The sequence below is a fragment of the Emticicia soli genome (genome assembly GCF_037860775.1).
Taxonomy (GTDB): Bacteria; Bacteroidota; Bacteroidia; order Cytophagales; family Spirosomataceae; genus Emticicia; species Emticicia soli.
The window spans coordinates 337,178-357,240 of sequence record NZ_JBBEWC010000008.1; the positions used below are offsets into that span (position 1 = coordinate 337,178).

General features: G+C 40.1%; 14 protein-coding genes. 9 read left to right on the top strand and 5 right to left on the bottom strand.

Annotated features, from left to right (window positions below):
• Positions 1–19 precede the first annotated feature (19 nt).
• Positions 20–847, bottom strand: coding sequence for a 23S rRNA (guanosine(2251)-2'-O)-methyltransferase RlmB (rlmB, locus tag WAE64_RS15160; protein WP_340237838.1), 828 nt, complete (start codon positions 845–847; stop codon positions 20–22).
• A complete protein-coding gene (locus WAE64_RS15165) occupies positions 820–2,106 on the bottom strand; it encodes a GWxTD domain-containing protein (protein ID WP_340237839.1) in 1,287 nt (428 codons plus the stop codon). The genes rlmB and WAE64_RS15165 overlap by 28 nt, the downstream gene beginning before the upstream one ends.
• 260 nt (positions 2,107–2,366) lie before the next feature.
• Between WAE64_RS15165 and WAE64_RS15170 the strand changes: the two genes are divergently transcribed.
• Positions 2,367–2,660 carry a LytR/AlgR family response regulator transcription factor gene (locus WAE64_RS15170; RefSeq protein ID WP_340237840.1) on the top strand — a complete coding sequence of 98 codons (294 nt, stop codon included), beginning with the start codon at positions 2,367–2,369 and terminating at the stop codon, positions 2,658–2,660.
• Positions 2,661–2,666: 6 nt separating this feature from the next.
• Here the strand turns inward: WAE64_RS15170 and WAE64_RS15175 are convergent, their stop codons facing one another.
• Positions 2,667–3,446, bottom strand: a complete 780-nt coding sequence (locus WAE64_RS15175) for a response regulator transcription factor (RefSeq protein WP_340237842.1) — start codon at positions 3,444–3,446, stop codon at positions 2,667–2,669.
• A 59-nt stretch (positions 3,447–3,505) separates the two neighbouring features.
• On the bottom strand, positions 3,506–4,285 hold the full coding sequence (locus tag WAE64_RS15180) for a response regulator transcription factor (protein WP_340237844.1): 780 nt from the start codon (positions 4,283–4,285) through the stop codon (positions 3,506–3,508).
• A gap of 169 nt (positions 4,286–4,454) precedes the next feature.
• On the opposite strand from WAE64_RS15180, the gene WAE64_RS15185 reads away from it, so the two are divergent.
• From WAE64_RS15185 to WAE64_RS15210, 6 genes are all read left to right on the top strand, one after another.
• Entirely contained in the window at positions 4,455–5,531 is a 1,077-nt protein-coding gene (locus WAE64_RS15185; protein ID WP_340237845.1) for a hypothetical protein, read from the top strand.
• A gap of 11 nt (positions 5,532–5,542) precedes the next feature.
• The gene (locus WAE64_RS15190) at positions 5,543–8,716 is read left to right on the top strand and encodes a 3-coathanger stack domain-containing protein (protein WP_340237847.1); all 3,174 of its coding nucleotides are present in this window, start codon (positions 5,543–5,545) and stop codon (positions 8,714–8,716) included.
• 89 nt (positions 8,717–8,805) lie between these two features.
• Positions 8,806–12,387 (top strand): YCF48-related protein, encoded by a 3,582-nt coding sequence (locus WAE64_RS15195; RefSeq protein WP_340237849.1) that lies wholly within the window; start codon positions 8,806–8,808, stop codon positions 12,385–12,387.
• 34 nt (positions 12,388–12,421) lie between these two features.
• Positions 12,422–14,122, top strand: a complete 1,701-nt coding sequence (locus WAE64_RS15200) for a tail fiber domain-containing protein (RefSeq protein ID WP_340237851.1) — start codon at positions 12,422–12,424, stop codon at positions 14,120–14,122.
• Between the two features lie 152 nt (positions 14,123–14,274).
• Positions 14,275–14,691, top strand: a complete 417-nt coding sequence (locus WAE64_RS15205) for a GNAT family N-acetyltransferase (RefSeq protein ID WP_340237852.1) — start codon at positions 14,275–14,277, stop codon at positions 14,689–14,691.
• Between the two features lie 107 nt (positions 14,692–14,798).
• The gene (locus WAE64_RS15210; protein WP_340237854.1) at positions 14,799–16,085 is read left to right on the top strand and encodes a Gfo/Idh/MocA family protein; all 1,287 of its coding nucleotides are present in this window, start codon (positions 14,799–14,801) and stop codon (positions 16,083–16,085) included.
• 75 nt (positions 16,086–16,160) lie between these two features.
• Here the strand turns inward: WAE64_RS15210 and WAE64_RS15215 are convergent, their stop codons facing one another.
• A complete protein-coding gene (locus WAE64_RS15215; protein ID WP_340237855.1) occupies positions 16,161–17,741 on the bottom strand; it encodes a DUF5723 family protein in 1,581 nt (526 codons plus the stop codon).
• Between the two features lie 164 nt (positions 17,742–17,905).
• On the opposite strand from WAE64_RS15215, the gene WAE64_RS15220 reads away from it, so the two are divergent.
• The gene (locus tag WAE64_RS15220) at positions 17,906–19,336 is read left to right on the top strand and encodes a circularly permuted type 2 ATP-grasp protein (protein ID WP_340237856.1); all 1,431 of its coding nucleotides are present in this window, start codon (positions 17,906–17,908) and stop codon (positions 19,334–19,336) included.
• 100 nt (positions 19,337–19,436) lie between these two features.
• Positions 19,437–19,991, top strand: coding sequence for a DUF6580 family putative transport protein (locus tag WAE64_RS15225; RefSeq protein ID WP_340237857.1), 555 nt, complete (start codon positions 19,437–19,439; stop codon positions 19,989–19,991).
• Positions 19,992–20,063: the final 72 nt, after the last annotated feature.

A 20,063-nucleotide genomic window follows, 5' to 3' on the forward strand; every position in this document is an offset into this window, starting at 1 on the left:
TGTTTGTACTTCTAAAAACTTATTTAAGTCTTTGTCTTACAGTTTCATACAAAATTACCCCTGTTGCTACCGATACATTCAACGAACCAATTTTACCAAGCATTGGTATTTTGGTGGCGTGGTCGGCTTGTTCAAGTAGGTTTTCAGAAATACCATCTTCTTCCGAACCCATCAGGATGGCCGTTGGTACGGTAAAATCTATATTATAGAGTTCGTCTGTAGCTTTTTCGGTACAGGCTACTATCTGAATACCCGATTGTTGTAATTCTTCCAATACCTGCGAAAGGCTGTTTTCACGGCATACAGGCAAGTGATTCAATGCACCAGACGAGGTCTTCATGGCATCGGCATTGATTTGCGCCGCACCTCTTGAAGCTACAACAATGGCATGCACGCCTGAACACTCGGCAGTACGGGCTATTGCCCCAAAATTACGCACATCGGTTATTCTGTCTAATACCAATAATAGTGGTACTTCGCCTTTTTCAAAAATATCTGCTATTACGTTCGATGTTTTGGCGTAGTTTACCGCCGACACAAAGGCTATTACACCCTGGTGGTTTTTCATCGTGATACGGTTCAGTTTTTCGATAGGTACTCGCTGAACTGGTAAATCACGCTCTTTGGCGAGTTTCTCGACCTCTGCATGGCCAAATTCTCGCTGTATTAATATTTTCTCAATTTCTTTGGTACCTTTCAGTGTTTCCAATACCGATTGCACACCAAATACTATATCCGGTTTAGATGTTTTTTCAAAATTAGGTTTAGCAAAAAACTTTTGCTTTTTTTTGAAATCAGGCCGACTGCCCGATTCGGAGCTTACTCCATAACGTTTCCTGTTCTCCATGCTTCAACAAATGGGTACCAATATGCCTGATATTCGGGATACCGAACCAGCTCATAATAGTTATCTGCCAACTGATTTGGTCTTTTATTAAATGTAAAAATAATTTCTGAGAAATTCTGGCTCTGGGCATACATCCATACTTCACGGTCTCGGCTACGTTGTACTTTATTTGGTGGCCCTAAAATAATATAAACCATCCCTTTATCGGTCTTCCAACCTTCTTTAAACGAGGTAAACAAACGATTGGCCTCTTCTATGCGTCGGTAATAAGTCTTTATTATTTTTTTTGATAAAGTCTGGTTTCCGCCAGTAATCGATAAAAAGTAGCGGTCAAGGGCTTGTTTAGCATCAGGATTCTCGGCTACTGTGCGGGTCTCTTGGCTCGTGCTCATATAAATGAGCGGTTTTACCAGTTTTTCCGGCAATGTAAACTTCGGGAAACGATTATCGACAATCATAAAACCAAGCCCGTTTCTGGTATTCATGGTGTCTTCTACTGCAAAATATACGCCTTCGGTTTGTAATTGCAAAGGGGTGCCCGTTTGTATTTTTTGTATCTCTTCAATGCGTAACGATTTAATGGCCGGTTTCAAAGTGGTAGCCATTGGCGACTGCGCCGGGTCAAAATCATTTGCATAACGAATCAGGTACAGGTCACGCACGTGGTTGTCGATACTACGAATCTGAAACGTATCTTTTTTGTTGATATAATTTCTGAACAACGGGCGAGACATATCTGAAACATAAAGCCCGTATCGGTCGCCCAAGCGTGTCGCCGAGAAATCAATCACAAGGTCGTTGTTTGATTTTTTGCTCGTAGCCAGTTCAAAAATTTCGGTCAACAATAAAGCTCTGCTTATGTTTTTCGGCCGAGGAATATCAAATACGACTTCTACTTTCCCATCACGCAATATAAAATTCTGCTCTGTGAAGTCGACTTTGTTATAGGCCAGACGGTCTCTTACGCCATAGTCAGACTGTAACAGAAAACTGAGCCTGAAAGTTTCCTTCATTTGTTGCAAGGCTTTGTCTTTACTAAGATTCTCTACATCTAGTTCCATGAAAACTTTTGCAGACGAAGAATCTTTTACGATGTATCGACTCTTAATAGCCACTACCATAGGTTTTGCAACTACTTCGGGATAGTTTGCTACTGTCCTTGCCTCACGAGGAGCATTGTTATTATTCTTATTCGTTTTTTTATTGGTTGCACACCCTGTGAGACCCAATATTAAAGCATATAAAAGTATTTTTCTCATTATACCCGATTCTTGTTCCAAATGTAGAGATTTCTTTGTTAATATTAATAATTAATGAAGAAAAACAAAATCAGAACGTGGGAGAAAGAAAAATTATTGCGAGTTTCAGAAAGTATTCTGAAAGAATTGGGCGGCTTTTGCAAAATGATACTGAATTAAAACGCTCTGCTTGCCGATTAGTTTAAAATACCCCTTTTTGGGTATTGTAGTATGTGGTATACGTGAGCTAATTTTGGGACATCAAAATAACCCAAATTAAAATGAGCACACCCAAAACAATTTTGCCTGATGACATCATATACCTTGAAGCTGACATAAACTATAGTATTTTCCACTTCGAGAATGGCAAAAAGTGGATTTCATCTTTTACACTTAAATATTATCAGAACAAAGTAGAAATAAACCATTTTCTCCGAATCCACCGCTCGTTTCTGCTCAATCCTCAGTATATTACAGAAGTAAGCAAAAGAGGCCGGGACGCTTATATTAAATTGACCAATGGCAAAGAACTAAAAGTTGCCAGACGCAAACATAAACTAGTTATGGGCTTGTAGTTTCAACTAAATCAATTTATGCTCAATGCCATACCGAATTAAATCAGCACTATTGGTAGAATTTGTACGCTTAAGCATATTTTTTCTGTGTGTTCGTACCGTATGAACACTTATATAAAGTTTTGATGCGATGGCTTCGCTGCTTAAGCCTTCCGATATCCATTTCAAAATCTCGATTTCTCGTTTGCTTAGTAGTTTGTTTTCATCTATTTTAAGATAAAACTCTAGGTGGCTATATTCTTCCCACTCGTTTTTAGTAGTATTAAAAAATTCAATTTGTTGTATTATTTTATCTTCTTCAAAAGCAGGAACTTTTGTGCAGTAGCCATAAACTCCAAGAGGAAAGTCATCAGAGGCTCGATGAATGATTTTATATCGCTGGCTATAATATCTTATTTTTTTATTTTTATCTATTATCCGGCTGTTCATTTTAAAACGAATATCCGAAAACTTCATATCCTTTATGCTACTAAAGAATTTGATTTGCTCGGCTATACATTTGCTATCAACATAAGTCGGAACCTGTGCATAGTGGTCTGTAAATTTCATCCCGCCCTCCATGAACGCATCGAAAGGATGGCCAAGTAATTCTTCGACCCCTTCACCTATAAAAGGATAAGTACCTGTTTGGAAATCAGCAACGAAAACTACACCTGAAAATTTTCTTACAAAACCACTCGCAACGGCTACCTCTTTAATCTGTTCTGAATAGTTATACTGCTCTTTGGCCTGTTGCTCAATTTCATCAAGATACTTAAGTAAGGTGATAGAGGTTTTCTTTTCCATACTTTGGGTTTTTCTATTAGACTATTTTTATACGCTTGTGGTTCAGCACAATACAATAACTAAATTAGTTTATGTTCAATGCCATACCGAATTAAATCGGCACTGTTGGTAGAATTTGTACGCTTGAGCATATTTTTTCTGTGCGTTCTTACCGTATGAACACTTATATAAAGTTTAGTAGCAATGGCTTCGCTGCTTAGCCCCTCCGAAATCCATTTCAGAATTTCGATTTCTCGTTTGCTTAGTAGTTTGTTTTCATCTACTTCAAGATAAAACTCCAGACTGCTATACACTTGCCACTCGTTGTTTTCTTTATTTAAAAACTCTATGTGCTGCGTTACTTTTTTTTCTTCTGCAATTGGCACTTTAGTACAATAACCATAAAAACCGAGCGGATGGCCATCGTTACTCTTGAGGATAAACTTAATATGCTGGGAAAAGTATCGAGTTTTCCTCTCTCCATCTGTTATTGGAGCGTTCATCTTAAAACGAATATCAGCCAATGGTTTATCTTTTAAATTGCTATATAGTTTAAATTGTTCCTCCATGCATTTGTTATCAATCAGTTTTGGAACTTGTAGATAATAAGCTATAAAATTCATTCCTCCTTCCTGAATAGCCTCCAAGGGATGACCTAACACATCTTTAATTCCTTCGCCCATAAAGGGATAAGTGCCTGTCTGAAAATCAGCAACAAATACTACTCCCGAAAACTTGCTTATAAAATTATTTACAATCTTGACCTCTTTAATCTGCTCTGCATAATTATATTGGGCTTCGTCAGGGTTTTTTATTTTATCGAGATACTCTAAAAATGTGATAGAGGTCTTCTTTTCCATTTTTTACTTTTTTTTCTCAATTATAAGAAAAATTCTTAATACACACATATAAAAAATACCTAAAAAGGGGTATTGTGCACAGTTGGGCGAATACGGAATTTTGTAAAGCTATTGTATCAAGAAATTATCGGCAATAGAATCAAAAATTCAGTATTAAATAATTAGCAAAATGAAAAGAATCTTTACCCAAACCCTTGCCTTACTTATCGGTATTAGTATGCATCTAAATGCCCAGACTATACGTAGGGTTAACAATACACCAGGTCTAAACGACCCAAATGTTTATGCTACTGCGCAGGCTGCTCACGATGCCGCTAACCCGGGTGATATAATTTCTATTGAACCATCCGTAAATCCAAGTTATGGTGAATTAACCGTAATTAAACAAGTAAATATTGTAGGACCTGGTTACTATTTAGATAAAAATCCTAATACTTTTTTTGATAAAAGAGTACCAGCAATCGGAAACATAACATTTGAGAATGGAAGTCAGAATAGTTCAATTACAAGTGTAGCTTTTAGCGGTGTATCTCTATACGCAGAAAATATTAAGATTGAGCGTTGTAATTTTATGGCTGCTAACACAGGTCAAGGTTCTATAATTGTTTCGGGTTCTACTTCTAATGGTAATGGGAGCACTATAAAAAATAGCGTATTCCGTTATATTATGGGCTCGAACGGAGGCAGTAGTAATATGACAATTACCAATAATATTATAGTTGGCTTTAGGGATATTTGGTTAATTCGGGATATTAGTAATAGTATCATATCTAATAATACTTTTGGTAGCTCAAGTTTTATTTATCAGGCAACTAATTCTACCATAACTAATAATATTTTTGATGCTCGGGCTCTGATGAACGGAGCCACTATATGCACTAATTGTCTAGGGTCAAGTATTTCGAATAACTTATGTACAAATATTAATGGCTTACCATCTGGTAGTGGAAATGTCAATGGAGCGAATCCAAGTTCCATATTTATCAATGGTGGAGATCCATGGGGTTCTGATCCTAATAATGGCACCATGTATGCGGCGGATAAAGACTTCCAGCTTGCTGCTAGTTCTCCTGCTAAAACAGTAGCAGCAGGTGGTGGCGAAGCCGGAGCATTTGGTAATGGTGCTAATGCTTACCAACTTTCAGGTTTACCAAAGACCCCTATTATTACCTCTTTCACAAATTCAGGTTCGGGCAGTAATACAACGCCGCTAAGTATCACTATCAGTGTAAGGTCAAATAACTAAAATTCCTACGTATGAAATACCCCGTTTTACGTTCGGTAGTTCTGATAGGAATAAGTGTACTTTGGTCGGGTTTAGTATTTGCACAGAGCAATATAAACCGAATTGAATATTATTTCGATTTCGACCCTGGGCATGGCAATGGTACGGCTATAAGTTTTACCGCCAATACCACTGTTTCGCTTACTAATACGAGCATCCCTATCAGTAATCTGGCAAGAGGGCTACATTTTCTTGGATTGAGAGCCCGTAATGCCGACAATGCTTGGAGCACTACCATAGTTCAGCCATTTTTTAAGGAACACATCATTATTCCTCCGGCACAAGATAGATACATCAGTGCTATGGAATATTTTATTGACCAAGACCCCGGTTTTGGTAATGCAAGTGCCATTCAAATCAGTAATGATGTTGAGATAAAAGATTTTGCGTTTGTTGCACCATTAAACAATGTTACCGAGGGCATGCACTGGTTTTCGGTGCGGGCAAAAGACAATTACAACCATTGGAGCACCGTTGTTGTGCGCCCCTTTATAAAAGCTACGATTCCGGCTACGCCAGCATTAAAAAATATTGTTCAGGTAGAATATTTCATTGATTTCGACCCCGGCTTTGGCAATGCTTCGGCGGTTAGTTTTCAGCCCGGCAGTTTGGTTTCAAACCTGAATATCATGGCCGACCTCAGCAATATACCCGAAGGCACACACAAAGTGTTTGTACGTGCCAAAAATACGGATGATGTATGGAGCACCGTTGGCGTAAGAGAATTTACAGTTTGTAGTACACCTGTAAATGCTACTATCAGCGTTGCAGGTTCAAGTACTGTATGCGAAGGACAAAGTGTAACGCTAAGCGTACCTGCAGGCAATAGCTACCAATGGACAATCAACGGTGCTGATATAGGTGGTGCTACCAGCAATACTTATTTGGCTACTCAAAGCGGCGAATATTCAGTAAAAATCACTCGAAACGCTTGTGTGTCTTCGCCTACTCCTGTAAGCGTAACAATAAACAGTAATACGCTGGCACCAACACTTGAAACCAGTACGCCAACAATATGCCGAGGCTCGGCTGCTGAATTAAGAGCAAACAATTGCAATGGTACAGTAACCTGGAGCACAGGAAGCACCCTAAACCCATTGATAGTGAGCCCTACTACTACCACCAGTTATACCGCTACGTGCAAGCCGCTTGGGTGTACTGTGGCAAGCCCTGTGAGTAATACTGTACAGATAACCGTCGATAACACTACATTATCGTTGGCTATAAGCGGTGCACCTGCATCGGCTGTTTGCCCAAACACCAGCTCGACCCTGACACTCACAGGTTGCACAGGCAACATACTATGGGACAACGGAGCTACCACAAGCACAATAAATGTAGTATCGGCGAAAACAAGCATTTATAAGGCAACTTGTACTATTAACACCTGCTCAGCTACTGCAAGTAAAACTATTACTGTGGTTTCACCATCGCCTGCTGCATTGGTAATCAACACCCCTAATCAGACAATATGCGCTGGTGGAAGCGTAACTTTAACGGCATCTAATTGCACAGGAGGCACTATTGCATGGAGTAATGGCTCTAGCGGAAGCTCAGTTTCTGTAAGTCCAAGCGTATCTACCACTTACACGGCTACTTGCACTATTGGGTCGTGTACGGCTACAAGTATGAATGGCGTTGTAATAGATGTACGTGACATAGTATCGGCACCAATTGTAAGTACAGCCAGCCAAACGGTTTGCCGTGGAACAAAAGTACAATTAAACGCCGGATACTGCTATGGTGTGGTTTCATGGAGCAACGGGGCTACAGGAAACACTATTGTAGTTGAGCCGCAAATTACTACCACCTATACGGCCATTTGCCTTTACAACAATTGCCAGAGCAGTAACAGTAATGCCACAACTATTACTGTTTCAGACTGTGCCGACCCTTCGACTTTCATTACTCGCTTAGAGTATTTTATTGATAATGACCCCGGCTTTGGCAACGGAACAGCCATTAGTGGTTTTACGAGCAGCCCGGCCGTAAATAACCTTAGTGTCAATATCCCGCTCAATAATATATCAGAGGGTTTTCATTATTTGAGTATAAGAGCCAGAGATGCAAATAACAAATGGGGGCCTGTGATAGTACGGCCGTTTTTGAAGATTTTTTCAGACACACCCGTTACCCCACCTGATATTGTAAAAATAGAATATTTCTACGATAACGACCCGGGCTTTGGCAATGGCATTGACTACCCGATTACAGCCGTGCAACAAATTAACGAAATGCTCCTGAACCTGCCTCTTACAAGCCTTGCAGAGGGTAAGCATTGGGTAAATGTAAGGGTAAAAGATGCCAATAATAAATGGACAACCGTTGTTGTAAGACCCTTTGTTAAAGACCCCGTTGAAACCAGCGCAAGCCTAAGCAGTTTTGAATATTTTATAGATACCGACCCCGGCTTTGGTAATGGTACAAGTGTTGGGATAACCGCACAAACCAGCAACCTGCGTGAAGCAGCCATTACGGCTGGGCTCACGTCGGGCAAAGTCTCTGCCAATATAAATCTTAGCAGCATCAGCAACGGTGAGCACCGCTTGTTCGTACGTGCCAAAGATTCAAAAAACAAATGGGGAACTGTGGGCGTAAGCACTTTTTATAAACAAAGTCACCTGGCATTGGTAGGTGCTGCGCCGGCTTCGTCTTGCTCAGTGAATCCATTCAGTATTCCGTTTACCATTTCAGGAACTTATACTACTGGGAATATTTTTACCGCTCAGTTGTCAGACCGATTCGGTAATTTTGATAACCCAACAAGTCTGGGAACGCTCACCAGTACAAGCGCAGGTACTATCACGGCAAGTATTCCCTATGGCACACCCTACGGAAAAGGCTACAAGATTCGTATTGTTTCGTCGAATCCTGTGATAACCACCAACCCTGCTAAAGATTTTGAGGTTGTTTCTATTTGTCCTGCTCCTTGCGCTGGGCTATTAACGCTCACGTCTCCTGCTGATGATTACTCAAGCCTGAGCATAACCAAAAAAGCTAATGCCAGCAATGGGCGCATCAATGCCAACAATAAAGTTAAGAATGGGGCTAATATCACCTATCAGGCCAAATCAATACTGTTGAGTGCCGGTTTCAGTACTGATTCAGGAACCGTATTTAAGGCCGAAATTGGCGGGTGTAATTGATTCAAAAAAATGGAGTAACCGATTTTGCTGGTTACTCCATTCTATTTATTCAGTATGATTATTCTCAGTACTTCTACATTAAAATTAACATGATACGTTTTCTACTTACCCTTATCTCATTCGTATCTTTTCAGATAGTTTTTTCTCAGTCTCCAATTGTAAATGTCGGAAACCTGAAAAGAGCAGAGAACGAGCCACAGATTTGTTTGAGTGAGCATGAAAGAATAGCTATTCAAAACCGACTGAAGACCAATATTCAAACATTAAGTCTGGATAAAGCACGTTTAGCAAATAATCATCCGCTATTTGGATTCCCATTAAAAAAGTCAGCCAATCTTCCTGATAATGATTTCTACTCAATAAGTAATTTCGTTGACAGAAACCCGGCTGTTGGTAATCAGAGCTTCAATCAGTATGGCCCCACCAACCAAGACTATAACTGCGGAAATCGTACTTACGACCAAAACAACGGCTATAATCATGCAGGTATTGATTACATGCTGTATCCGTTTGCCTGGCAAAAAATGGATAAGAACCAAGTGGAAGTTGTGGCGGCTGCCGATGGAATAATTATTGGCAAAGACGATGGCAACCCCGACCGAAGTTGTGGGTGGGACACTAATCCTTACTGGAATGCTGTATATGTTCGCCATTCAGATGGCTCTACGGCGTGGTACGGCCATTTGAAGAAAAACTCTCTAACAATAAAAGGAGTAGGCCAGACTGTTACGAAAGGAGAATTTCTTGGCTATGTCGGAAGCTCAGGTTTTTCTACTGCACCACATTTGCATTTTGAAGTGCACGATGCAAACAACAATATTATTGACCCTTATTCGGGTCCATGTAATACTAATGACACATGGTGGGAAAACCAAAAACCTTACTACGATAAAACCATTAATGCTATTACTACCCATGCAAAACTGCCAACCATTGATGTGTGCCCGCCAGAACAAAACCTTATGAATATCCAAAATGACTTCTTAAGAGGTCAGGTTATTTATATAACCTTGTGGGGGAGAGACTTACAAGAAGGTGATAATTTCAGCTCAATAATCTCACGACCTAATGGAAGTACTTATGCCACATATAATTTCACCTGGAATCAATCAGGCATGTTTCCGGCATTTTATTTTTATTACTATTATACGCTCCCTACTAATGCCGAGATTGGGGAATGGACGTTTCAGGTTACATTTGGCAGCCAAACATACACAAAAACATTTAACGTAGTAAGCCCTTGTACATTATCCGCTCCCGTTATCAGTGCTAGTCCATCAACCGATATACCTGCCAATACTACTGTTACACTTAGTGCCAGTGGGTGTGCTGGTTCGCTTAGTTGGTCAAACAATGCTACAACTGCTACCATTACAGTAAGCCCCTCGGCCAGTATCGTTTATTATGCCACCTGTACCCTAAATAATTGTAGTAATACAGGCAGCATTGCCCTTAACGTTAGGCCCTGTAATACGCCTACCTACAATATTGTGGCAGGCAAAAATCCGATTGAGGCCAACGACAGTACTATTCTGTCGGTAAATGCACCTTATGCAAGTAATGTACTATGGAAGTTAAACGGAACTAACATACCTGATAGCGGTAATTATATTTATGCAAAAACCGGAGGAACATACACAGCCGAAATCACAGCCCCTAAATGGCAACAACACACGCCTGCATTTCATAATATGGACCTAAACGAAGTTTTTTTTATTAATGAAAAAGAGGGGTGGGCAGTAGGTCTGGAAGGAACAATTGTACACACAATTGATGGGGGAGCAAACTGGGAAAACCAAACAAGTAATAGCAGTTTTGAACTAAAAGATATATTTTTTTCAAATAATCAGAACGGATGGGCAGTAGGTACTCGTGGAACGGTATTAAGAACTTCTGATGGCGGTAAAAAATGGTTATCGGTCAATATCGGGATAAGTTCAGATATACACGCTGTTTTTTTTAAAGACCTAAGTAATGGTTGGATAATGACCCAGACAGACGGGATTTTCAGAACTCAGAACGGCGGACAAACCTGGACTCAAACCACTGAAATTGAAGGTAATATTTATTTTGTTGATGGGTATTTCAGTAGTGCTTCGCATTGGGTTTTGCTAGCTTATGATAAAATTCTTTATACAAACAATGCAGGTGCAAGTTGGCAAACTTTTACATATTCGGGCGCTCAATTCATTAAACTTAGCTTTATAGACAATAATAATGGGTGGGCCATGTACAACCTGGCGGGTACAATGACTTTCCTGAAAACTACAAACGGTGGAGCAACATGGACAGCCCTATCAGGGAGGATTTCTACCAGAGCAAGCGATTTTCAGTTTACTTCTCAGAATAATGGCTATGCGATTGCATCAGAGAGAATTTTCAGAACAACTGATGGGGGTAATACCTGGAACTACCAGATAATAGGAGATGTAGACGGCCTGGGGTTTGGGTCATCAATTACAGGGGTGCATTTCATCAATGCCTCAAAGGGTTGGCTGGTAGGTTGGTATGGGCTTGTCTATCATACTACAGATGGGGGGAGTAGCTGGTATCCACAAAACGACTTTTTCACCAACGGTTTCGGTAAAGCATCTTTTGTGAATTCTACAACAGGCTGGGTAATTGCAAACAATAAACTTATTAAGACCACCGACAGCGGTACGAGCTGGACAAAGCAATACCCCAACAGCACATACATTATACTTAACGGAGTCTTTTTTTTAAACAATAACATAGGTTGGGTTGTAGGAACAAATGGAAAAATTAACAAAACTATTGACGGAGGTAATAACTGGACTGCCCAGGTAAGCGGCCTTGAAAATACTTATGCCGAATTAAAAGATTGCTATTTTTTAGATGCAAACTTGGGTTGGGTTGTAGGCAGCAAAGTTCTGCGAACAAAAAACGGTGGGGTTACATGGACACAGATGCCCTCTTTCGATGACTTAGAGTATTCCGATGTTCATTTTATAAATTCAGAGTACGGCTGGATACTAGAATCAACCGGAAAAATATACCGTACAGTTGATGGCGGCGAAAATTGGCAGTTGTATAATACAGGTCTCTCGAGCATCTATAATGAGACTCATCGGGCTTTCGATTTTAAAGATGCCAACAATGGTTGGGTGCTTACCGATAACCGTATTGCCAAAACTTCTAATGGCGGTATTAGCTGGACACCAATAAACGATATAGGAGGCGTAAGCGGTAATATGTATAAAGACATAAAGTTTTTTGATACAAATAACGGTTGGTTAGTAAGCAGTAAAGGGTTATTTTCAACAAATAATGGCGGTGCAAACTGGCAGAAAGTATCTAATGTAACTCCGCACCGCTTGCAATATATTTCTTTGATTGGGAGTGGTTCTGGTTGGTTATCGGGCCTTAATACTTTGTTGAAGTATAATAATAATAATTGTACTGTTTTATCTAATCCTTTAGTACTTATCTCTCCTTGCTCTACGCAATTATCATTAGTTTCTCCGACAGACAATATTTCTTTGGGGAATATACTAAAACAAGCATCCAAATTAAATGGTAGTATTCAAGCCTCTAATCAAATTACAGGAACTGCTAAAGTAACTTTGCAGGCAAACACGATTCTGCTAAACCCTAATTTTAAAGCAGATAAGGGAACAGTATTTAAGGCCGAAATCGGTGGGTGTAATTAGGCTTTTATGGTTAATAATTTAAAAATCTAACAAAATGCGCTATTTTTACTTTATTCTATCTATTTTTCTGTTACTTTCTTTAAAGATTTGGGGTCAAGCTAGCGCCGAAATCTCAACCAATGCGGTTGTATTTCCGAGATACACTAACAATACTCGGCCTAGTGGGGCTATTCCTATTGGTGCAACAATATTTAATGTAACCCAAAATACACACCAATACTATACGGGAAGTAACTGGACAAACCTAGCTCAGTCAGGCGGAGGTGCTAGTCCTTGGCTGATTAATGGGAGTAATGTCTATCTTAACAATAATAATAAAGTAGGTATTAATACTGATACTCCTGTTACTACACTTGATGTAATCGGTGAAAACATAAGATTATCAAGAGATTACTATTTAAATCCAGCCCCAGCAAGTAATACCTATACTATGCAAGCCAATGTTGACCCCAATGGCAGTATTCCGTCTATTTATGACCTAAATGCGAGAATTCTAGACCCAAGCGGTACAGGAAACACACAGTCTGGTATGAGTTTAAGCTCCATAATTGAAATCGGTATTTATGCCGGAGATGGTCGAACAACCTATGGCATCAACTTTAACTTTGAGAACCTGGATATTGGTGACATAAATTCAGACCCTTATTTTACCAATAGAATAGTATTTAGTACTTCCAGCGATATTAATAATGCTGATGGAAAAATACTTACAATAAACCGCTTTAATGCAAGTCAGTATCTTGGGCGGACATTTTTTTTAGCAGGTAACAGAATTTTCTTGCATTTCATTAAAGAGTCAGGGGTTGTCTCAGGATTTCAACTTTTATATCAGGGAGTATTTTCGTCAAATCCATCTTCTTTCCAAGATTTTTATACCGAGAGCATAAGTAGTGGCTTGGTATATCATAGCGGCAGAAATAGCTTTGCCGTTGGAGAAGTGTCACGTGCTGCCGGAAATTCCTCAACAGCAATTGGTTCAGGTGCCAAAGCATACGGCGATAACTCAATGGCCATTGGGCAACAAAGTAAGGCTATTGGCACGGGTTCTATTGCACTTGGTTCTTTTTCCTCTGCAGGTGGCAATGGAAATATTGCCATAGGAGGCTCAACATTAGGCTTTAATTCAATAGCTATTGGTTCTTCTGCAACTGCCTATAATAATAATAGTATGGCATTAAGCGGATATTATGTTAGTACAAATTCAGCTTACCAACTTGCGACTGGTTTCCGTTCCTACCGCTTTTATACAAAAGATGATAAAAGTACATTTGTACAACTCAACGAAGGGCAGGGCTCTTGGTCTGGCACTTCAGACTCAACAAAAAAGGAACGATTCAGACCCGTAAACGGCGAAGACATACTTAGGAAAATCTCAAAACTGAAATTAACAAGCTGGAATTTTAAAAACTCGACAGAACGCCATTATGGCCCTATGGCACAGGATTTTTTCGCTGCATTTGGTAGAGATGAATTAGGAATAATCGGTAATGATACAACAATTAATAGTGGCGATTTTGATGGAATTAATTTGATTGCAATTCATGCGTTAGAGAAAAGAACAAAAGTAATAGAATCAGAAAATACCAAGCTCAAAGTTGAATTGGCTGAATTAAAACAAGCGCTAGCCAACTCTAACAAAAACCAAGCACTATTGTTAGAGCATTTTAAAGATTTACAGGCTTTGCTAACCAATAAACCAAAAGAACAAAAAAACATTGAAGAAAACCAAAAGTAGGATTTTGCAAAATTTACCAGGCCAAAGATGTTGCAAATGCATGTCTTTGGCTTTTTTATGATTTTGTGCGTAGAAAGACGATAAATTCTACTTAGTCAGAAATTTTATCCTAAAACTTTTGTTAGTTTTGCTGAAAACAATAAATCAACTTTATGGATACAACTGTACAATATACCCAAGAAAAAAATCTTGACTGGCAGGAATTTCTAGAAACCCTCGTTGCCTCTAGCTTAGGCGAAAGACGACCAATCGAAGACCTCGAACGCATAAAAGCAATGGTCGAAAACGCCAATCTGGTTATTACGGCCAGAATTGATAATAAACTGGTAGGCGTAGCACGCTCAGTAACAGATTGGGTTTTCTGTACGTATCTATCTGATTTGTTTGTTGACGAAGCCTATCAGAAGCTGGGTATCGGCAAAGAACTGATACGCCAAACCAAACTGGCGAGCCCACAGGCTACTTTAATTTTGCTTTCGGCACCTAAAGCTGTTGAGTATTACCCACGTATCAATATGACTCGCCACCCGAATGCATTTATATTAAACAACATTAATGATTTAGCCTGAGTTGAAAGAAATAAATCTTTTTGGCTATAGAAGTTAATTTACTGACTTATATTTGAATATCTGTTCAATCAGATTCATCCCTCCATTAAAATTCAACCTTTTAAACTATGACAACCCGCCGAAACTTCTTAAAAACTACTGGTACGCTGGCAGCATTCTCGATAGTGCCACGTAATGTATTGGGCAAAGGCTTTTTAGCCCCCAGCGATGTAATCAATCTGGGCTTTATTGGTGTTGGCCGTCAGGCAAGAGGGCTTCAAGGGCGCTTTTTAGAGACCAAAGAAATTAATCTTCTGGCCGCTTGCGATGTTGACAAAACCAAAACCGAGAACTTCACAAAAGAGTTGTTTGTGAAAAACACAAAGCAGATACTGGGCGAAGAAAAAACACTACCACAGGTATATGAAAATTACTTGGAGGTACTCGACAGAAAAGATATTGATGGTGTAGTAATTGCCACGCCCGACCACTGGCACGCTGCTATTGCTATAAGAGCCGCCGAAAAAGGCAAAGATATTTATCTTGAAAAACCCCTGACTTTTACAGTTGCCGAAGGCCGGGCATTGGTAAATGCTGTAAGAAAAAACAACAGGGTTTTACAAACTGGTAGCATGCAACGCTCAGGCGATAATTTCAGAAAAGCCTGTGAACTGGTAAGAAACGGATATATAGGCGAGGTTACCGAAGTACGTGTAACTATCGGCGGCCCTCCGAAGCCCGTTGATTTTCAGCCGGAAACTGTGCCAAGCACCATGAACTGGGATATGTGGCTTGGGCCAAACCAACCACACGGATACCATCATTTTCTGGCTCCACGCCTCGAAGATACCTTTTGGGGTAAATGGCGCTATTACAAAGGTTTTGGCGGTGGCGATGTTACCGACTGGGGCGCACACATGTTTGATATTGCGCAATGGGGACTTGGCATGGATGAAACCGGTCCGGTTGAATTATATCCGCCGACCGACCCTAGCGCCGAGCAAGGTATGGTATTCAAATACGCTAATGGTGTAAAAATGATTCACCACGACTTCGGCAAAGGTAATGCGGTGCAGTTCAGAGGGAAAGATGGCATTATTGAAGTAAGCCGTTCGTTTTTTAATGTGCCAGATAAACTGAAAGATGTTCAGCTAAAGGCCACAGATATTAAACTGGCAACGCCTGTTGGTGGCAATCATTACAAAGACTTTTTGAACGCAATGCGCACCAGACAAAAACCACTTGTTGATGTTGAAACCGGACACCGCACCTGCACAGTTTGTAACATTGCCAATATAGGGTACGAACTCCGTAAACCATTGAAATGGAACCCACAAACCGAGAAGTTTGATGATGCAAATGCCAATAAAATGCTTAGCCGCAAAATGCGTGAGCCTTATGGGGTGAAGATATAGAATTAGAAAAATACCTTCTGAAATACGTAGAGACAGGGCACTCCACCCTGTCTCTATTTTTTAATAATGTTTATTTTATCTTATTCTATTCCACTGTCTACGTTGTTTTCTTTTCTTCATGGCGTCTCTCATGCCTTGTCCCCAACGTGGCCTGCGCTCTTCGTAACAAGGATTCGGCGAGTCGGGTAATGTGCGATAAATAGGTATAAAAAGGCCGAAATACGAATTTATGCCTCTCGGTTTGCCAATATTCAACACTCCAGGCAGATTGTCGGTACCCACAAACAATGGGCCTGCTCTACCTGCCAAACCCATCGACAGATTTCGGTAGCCATTCTGCAAAGAAAGGGGCATTGAAACTTCAAACCATCTCGACTCCCAGCGAGGAATAACAGCAATTAAAGAAGGCTGATTCATCCCTATTCCTTTTGTCTCTCTCACACTCTGAATCCAGGTGGCATTTACATACAGTTTTTCTGAAAAGGCATAATCAAAACTCGTTGAAATAACCGTGGGCAATGGTACTTTAAAGGCATGTGTGTAATCTACATCAGTCCAGTTAAAGGCAGTATTCATTTGCTCCATTAATCTCTCGGGCGAGTTGATTTTGTTAAATGTACCAGGCTGAATAACAGTATTAATATTTACAGCATTGGTCTGGTAAACCAGATTATCTCCCTTAAAGCTCATGCGCCCGAAATCTACAAGCGCCATGCTAAATCTGTATAAGTATTTGTTCTTTGTACCGTCGGTTGTCCAGCCGTCTTTTAATTTTACCTTATATTTGCGGTATTCAGGTCGGTACTCATACACAAAACCTATATCGAGCCCATAGCCATAGCCAGCCGGAGCATTGCCAAACAACCATTTAGGGCTAAATCCTGCAATGTTCATGGCAGCGCTATTTGTTAATCCGAAAGTACCTGAGGCATTGGCAATATCAACAATCTGGCGTCGTGGTTGCGCAGGTACAGGCTTTATGGTAAAATCAATATCTTCGGTTATATAGTGAACGTTTAATAAAGCATTTACACGCTTGGCAGTAAGGCCCACTTTCAGAAAATGTTCTTCTTGCTCTCTGATAATCTTTCCAACGGTTAGGCCCATCTCTGCATAGCCATTCAGGTTCGCCGAAAAATGGTTATTATCTTGTGGAATATCATAAATACTCGGCCTTATAGTACCATTTACAAAAGAACTGGCAATTGAGGCAGTAGTATTATTGAGGTTGGTGATAACACGCATACGTGTAGTAAGCCCGATAGCCATTTTGGCTTTTTCGAGGTTAAACATCAGCGATGGCCCTCTAGCATCAGTACCAAAAAATGCTGTTGAGTTTTTGTTGTTAACTGCCTCTTCCGTATAAGTATTACGGTAAAGTACTCTACCATTTGAGGCCCGATTTGCGCTCGAAACTGTATTAGTCATAAGCCCAATAATAGAATAAGGCGCACCCCACGAAGCATAATTATTGATAATATCGGCATTAGCTCCGGCCAGATTAATAAAGAATTTATATCTTGAATCGACCACATTCGCCGGGTTTGCATAGATACCATAAGTACCTGCGTAATTGCTCGAAGAGATACCGAGCCATTGTTGTGCGAAAGTATTTAATTGAATAAATATGAAAAGAACACAAAAGGATACCCGCATTAAGAATAGGATTATTTCTCGATTTAATAGTCAAACAATAGCATCTTTTTTAAGAGAACGACAAAATTAAGGATTTATGCACAAAAACAGATAGAAGATTTTGAATTAATAAGTACTTATAATATTTTAGTACGTTAGTTTATTCTAAAACCAAAGAAACTTATATGACCTACGACTTCAAAAACTACCAAACTGAAGACTTTTTTGACGAAATGCTTACCGCCGAGACCGCTGCCCGTGTAGGAAATAATTTTCTAAAAGAGCGTATCGAGAAACTTTCTATCAACGAATTACTAACGAAACAGCGTGCTGCTGAACGTGCCATGATTTCGGCCGGAATTACTTTTAATGTGTATTCGGAAGAAGGCGGAACAGAACGCATTATTCCGGTAGATATTATCCCGCGGGTAATTGATTCGTCAGAATGGAATCGGCTTGAAAAAGGCTTGATTCAGCGCATTACGGCTTTGAATCTTTTTCTACAAGATATATACAATCAGCAGAAGATATTAAAAGATAAAATCATTCCTCGCGAAATCATCGAATCAAGTAAAGGTTTCCTGAAAGAATGTAAAGGTTTGACACCCCCGAAAAAAATCTGGATTCATATTACAGGTACTGATTTAATTCGTGGGAACGATGGCGTGTTCAGAGTATTGGAAGATAATCTGCGTTGCCCGTCAGGTGTTTCGTATATGCTCGAAAACCGTGAATTATCTAAGCAGACTTTTCCTGATGTTTTGTCGAAATCGAGCGTGCGCTCTATTTCAGAATATCCAGCCAAATTGCTTGAAGTTTTACGCTATATATCGGGGCGTCCTGACCCTACCGTGGTGGTATTAACACCTGGTATTTATAATTCGGCTTATTTTGAGCATTCGTATCTGGCACAACAAATGGGTGTTGAGTTGGTAGATTATCGTGATTTGGTGGTTTCGGGCGATTACGTAAAGATGCGCACAACCAAAGGTTTTAAAACCGTTGACGTGATTTACAGAAGAATCGATGATACATTTATGGACCCTTTGACATTCAACCCGCATTCGTTAATCGGGATTCCGGGCTTGTTTGATGTTTACAGAAAAGGAAATATTGCCCTGGCCAATGCACCGGGCACAGGTGTAGCTGATGACAAAGTGGTGTATGCCTATGTACCTCGAATTATTAAATATTACCTCGGAGAAGATGCCATTATTCCGAATGTTGATACCTATATATGTGGAGAAGAAGACTCTATGAAATATGTATTGGAAAACATTGCCGACCTTGTGGTAAAAGAAGCCAACGAAGCAGGCGGCTATGGCATGCTGATTGGCCCAAAAGCAACGAAAAAAGAACACGATTTATTTAAGAAAAGAATAAAGGCTAATCCTCGTAACTACATTGCCCAACCTACTATCTCGCTTTCACGTAGCCCTTGTGTGTTAGAAGATGGGCTCGAAGGCCGCCACGTAGACTTGCGCCCGTATATTCTTTACGGTAATGGTATTCATGTAACACCGGGTGGGCTTACCCGTGTAGCTTTGCGCAAAGGCTCTCTGGTAGTTAACTCTTCGCAAGGTGGTGGTAGCAAAGATACATGGGTATTGTACTAAGCCATTGGCGAAAGAATTTTTGAATGTGCAATTTGGTTTGTACTTTTGTGGTGATTTGTGCTGATTAACAATCAGCCAATTACTGAAATACTGATTTATTATGAATATTACTCGTTATTCGACACTGGCCGCAATTATTGTATTAGCCGCTTTGTCAAGATTTTTTCCGCATCCGTTCAATTTTACGCCAATGGCAGCTATTGCTTTGTTCGGAGGAGCCTATTTCAGTAATCGCTGGATGGCATTTCTGGTTCCGTTTGCAGCCATGCTCATCAGCGATACAATGCAGGAATTACTCACAGGCTGGGGTTTTCACTCAGGTATGCCGGTAGTTTATGGCTCGTTTGCGCTGGTTTCATTGATTGGTATCTTTGGTTTGCAAAAAGTTACGGTTTTAAGAGTCTTAACAGCTGCAGTTGCTAGCTCGTTGGTTTTCTTCTTAATTACCAACTTTGCTTTCTTGTACCCCGAAGCACCAATAGCCGACCCAATGCTAGGGCATTACCCGCATAACTGGACGGGCATTGTGGCTTCTTATCAAGCCGGTTTACCATTCCTGAAAAACCAGATTATAGGTGATTTATTCTATTCAAGTGTATTGTTTGGTAGTTTCTACCTACTACAACGCCGCTTTGAAGTATTGAGACTTGCGTAAGTATTTTTTGACTTATATCTAAAAGAGGTTTTTCTTCGGAAGAGCCTCTTTTTCAATGCAAAGAGTTTGGCA